General features: G+C 55.7%; 1 pseudogene. It reads left to right on the top strand.

The window, feature by feature from the left end:
• A pseudogene (locus tag DW211_RS09045) lies at positions 1 to 150 on the top strand (IS200/IS605 family transposase); the annotation flags it as partial.
• Positions 151 to 803: the final 653 nt, after the last annotated feature.

Consider the following 803-nt stretch of genomic DNA (forward strand, 5'->3'; position numbering starts at 1 on the left):
GCCGAGGGCCACTGCGTGTCCACCGTCGGCCTGAACGAGGCGACGATCGCGAAGTACATCCGGGAGCAGGAGAAGGCCGACATCGCGCTCGACCGGCTGAGCGTCAAGGAGCACGAGGACCCCTTCGATAGGGGGCCGGGGCGCAAGTAGCGCCGGTTTGACCGGCCCGCCACGGGTCAACCTGCAGTGCGGCCCGAACCCCGTGAGGGCCGGCGCCTTTAGACGCGTGCCGGAAATATTAGGGTTATACCCTAAGAGCAAACCACCCCTTTTAGGGGTGGTTTTGATTATCTGAAGCGCGGTTTACATTGCTAAAAGCGCGGGTAGATAAACACATATAGGTGACCGATCTCTATATATTCCTGAACCAAAGGGTCATCATCTGATATGTGCGGAAGATCCGCACCAGTCTTTCTATTACCTATAGAAAGCGATATGTTGTGTAGGACTTGTGAAGAGTGGAATTGACGACCCACAGGGCTTCGCGGTCTGGCAATATATCTCCTTGCCGCGCGGCCCGGTCGGACCGGATGAGCCGCAGAGCGTGCACCTTGAGAACCGGATACTGCGAGGATGGACACATTCAGTGTCGCATCCGGGCAGACATCGAACCATTTGAAATGGTCTAACTTGGATTTGTTTTTCGCAAGGCCGCCGAGAGGCGGCCCCGAGAAATTCCTTTTCCTATACTAAAACCATATGAATCGAACGGAACCGATCAGCGATGAACTGAGAGGACCGGACGGGCTCGAAGCCCATACATTTTGGACGGAGAGTTCGATCCTGGCTCAGGATGAACGCTG

It is taken from the genome of Collinsella sp. AM18-10, assembly GCF_003471585.1.
Taxonomy (GTDB): Bacteria; Actinomycetota; Coriobacteriia; order Coriobacteriales; family Coriobacteriaceae; genus Collinsella.